We start from the raw sequence: 2,702 nt of genomic DNA, 5'->3' as shown, positions 1-2,702 counted from the left end.
CTCGGCCGGCAGCACCAGCAGGTCGGCCCCGGGCAGGGTGCCGGGCAGCCCGGCGGGGCAGAGGGCGATGCGCATGGCTCAGCGCCCCCGCAGCACGCCGAGCGCCATGCCCAGCGAGACCAGCGCCACCCCGGCCAGGCCGAGCGGCCCCAGCGCCTCGCCCAGCAGCGGCCAAGCGGCGAGCGCCGAGAGCGCCGGGGTCAGCGCGGTGATGGTGGTGGTCAGAGCGCCGCCGATCGCCACCACGGCACGGGAGAACAGGAAGCCCGCCACCACCACGGCGATGAAGCCCTGGTAGACGAACTGGTAGGCGATGGCGCCCGGCGCGGCCTCGGCCAGCTGCGAGGGCAGGAACAGCGCCCAGAGCGGCAGATAGAGGAAGGGCGGGTAGAGGGCGAGCACGGTGGTGGCGGTGATGGCCGGCACCCGCCAGCGCCGCAGCAGCACGGTGAACACCGCCCAGGAGAAGCTGCCGGCCAGGAACAGCAGATCGCCCCGCCAGGCGCCGGGATAGGCGGCGAAGGTGTCGGAGGCCAGCAGCGCGATGCCGCCCGCCACGACGCCGAGGGAGAGCAGGCGCTGGCGCGAGAAGCCCTCCCCCAGCCAGAGCGCGGCGAGCAGCGCGGTGATGAAGGGCAGCATGCCGGTCAGCAGCACCCCGGCATGGGCGGCCGGCGCGTAGCTGAAGCCCCAATAGGCGGCGAGCGGGAAGCCGAAGGCCGCCCCCGCCGTCAGCCCGGCGATCTGGTAAAGCGGCAGGCGCGGCCAACCGAAGCGCCAGGCCAGCGCCAGCCCGGCCAGCAGCGAGCCGGCATAGCGCAGCGCGCCGACATCCCAGGGCGTGAAGGCCTGGCGGGCGGAGAGCCGGCCGGACAGCGCGAAGCCGGACCAGACCAGCACCACGGCGAAGGCGCAGGCCAGGCCGATGGCGCGCTCCCGCCCCGGAACGCCATGGGGGGCGGGAGGGGGAGCGGGCCGTGGCGGCAGGGCGGCGGGCAAGGCGGTGGAGTCGGCGGACATGGGCGCGACCCTAGACCGGGCCGGGCGCGCCGCCCATCCGCCGCGCCCGTCCCCCAATCCCGGCCTGGTGCGGGCCCAGGCAAGAACAGGCCGCAGAAACCCCGCCCTGCGGATTACCGGATGAAATACTGCGTGAGCTTCTTCTCGGCATGCCCAAGGACAGCGCCGGCGCCGGGCGCCGATGCTGCGGCGCGGTGAAAACACCGGCAGACTCGCGTCTTGCCTCTTGCGGCGGGATTTGCCCGCGCGATATGCCACTGCCTTGTGGTGTGGGCATCCGGCTTCACCCAAGATCTGGGTGGCCCTGTCCCCCCTCAGAGGGAAGGAGGTGCCGCGATGTCCGGCCTGCAGACCGTTGACCGCGACCGTTCCGCCAATCCGCTGGATGTCCTGGAGCAGATCGTCGCCGCCAATGAGTGGGTGTTCGAGCGCCGCTCGGATGGCGAGATGGCGGTCGAAGCCCCCGGCAAATGGTGCGATTACGGGCTGTTCTTCTCCTGGTCGCAGGAGATCAGCGCGATGCACTTCACCTGCGCCTTCGACCTGAAGGTGCCGGCCAACCGCCGCGCGCCGCTGTATGAGCTGCTGGCGCTGGCCAATGAGAAGCTGTGGATCGGCCATTTCGGCCTGGACAGCGAGGATGGCGCGCCGGTCTACCGGCACGCCGTGCTGCTGCGCGGCGCCCCCGGCGCCAGCGCCGAGAGCCTGGAGGACATGGTGGACATCGCCATCACCGAATGCGAGCGCTTCTTCCCCGCCTTCCAGTTCGTGCTCTGGGGCGGCAAGCCGCCCGCCGAGGCGCTGGCGGCCGCCATGCTCGACTGCGTGGGCGAGGCCTGAGCCATGGCCGGGACCCTGCCTCCGATCCTGCTGGTCGGCTGCGGCAAGATGGGCGGCGCCATGCTGGAAGGCTGGCTGGAGCGCGGCGTCGAGCAGGTGGTGGTGGTCGAGCCCTACCCGGCCGCCGCCGCCGGCTTCGAGGGCCGCGTGACGCTCTGCACCGATGCGACGCAGATCCCGGAGAAGTTCCGCCCCGCCGCCATCGTGCTGGCGACCAAGCCGCAGCAGGCCGAGGCGGCGCTGCCCGGCTTCGCCCGGCACGCGGCCGCCGGCGCCCTGGTGGTCTCGATCATGGCCGGCAAGACGGTGGCCGGCATGACCGCGCTGCTGGGCGGCCACGCGCAGATCGTGCGCGCCATGCCGAACACCCCGGCCGCGGTGCGCCAGGGCTTCACCTGCGCCTATCCCGGCCCCGGCGTGACCGAGGCGCAGGTGGCGCTGTGCGACGCGCTGCTCTCGGCCATCGGCGAGGTCGCCTGGCTGGAGCAGGAGGCGCTGATCGACCCGGTCACCGCCGTCTCCGGCGGCGGCCCGGCCTATGTCTTCCTGCTGGCCGAGGTGCTGGAGCAGGCGGCGATCGAGCAGGGCCTGCCGCCGGAGCTCGCCCGCCGCATGGCGCGGCGCACCGTGGCGGGCTCCGGCGCGCTGCTGGCGGCGAGCGAGGAGGATGCGGCACAGCTGCGCCGCAACGTGACCAGCCCGAAGGGCACCACCGAGCGGGCCCTGGCCGTGCTGATGGCGAGCGACGCCTGGCCGAAGCTGATGTCGGAGGCGATCGCCGCCGCCACCGCCCGCTCGCGCGAGCTGGCGCAGTAGCGCGACCGCCGGGACCGGGCCGGTGG

General features: G+C 73.6%; 3 protein-coding genes. 2 read left to right on the top strand and 1 reads right to left on the bottom strand.

Translation table 11 applies throughout. The features are described 5' to 3' along the window. Positions 1 to 78: 78 nt before the first annotated feature. The gene (locus tag HMPREF0731_RS00160; protein WP_007001936.1) at positions 79 to 1,020 is read right to left on the bottom strand and encodes a DMT family transporter; all 942 of its coding nucleotides are present in this window, start codon (positions 1,018 to 1,020) and stop codon (positions 79 to 81) included. Between the two features lie 336 nt (positions 1,021 to 1,356). Here HMPREF0731_RS00160 and HMPREF0731_RS00155 point away from each other — a divergent pair, with 336 nt between their 5' ends. Both HMPREF0731_RS00155 and proC read left to right on the top strand, forming a co-directional pair. Next, complete coding sequence (locus HMPREF0731_RS00155) at positions 1,357 to 1,860, top strand: type III secretion system chaperone family protein (protein ID WP_007001934.1); 504 nt, start codon at positions 1,357 to 1,359, stop codon at positions 1,858 to 1,860. 3 nt (positions 1,861 to 1,863) lie between these two features. Further along, on the top strand, positions 1,864 to 2,676 hold the full coding sequence (gene proC / locus HMPREF0731_RS00150; RefSeq protein ID WP_007001933.1) for a pyrroline-5-carboxylate reductase: 813 nt from the start codon (positions 1,864 to 1,866) through the stop codon (positions 2,674 to 2,676). Positions 2,677 to 2,702: the final 26 nt, after the last annotated feature.

The sequence above is a fragment of the Pseudoroseomonas cervicalis ATCC 49957 genome (genome assembly GCF_000164635.1).
GTDB lineage: Bacteria > Pseudomonadota > Alphaproteobacteria > Acetobacterales > Acetobacteraceae > Pseudoroseomonas > Pseudoroseomonas cervicalis.
This window is presented reverse-complemented; position numbering and strand designations above follow the sequence as displayed.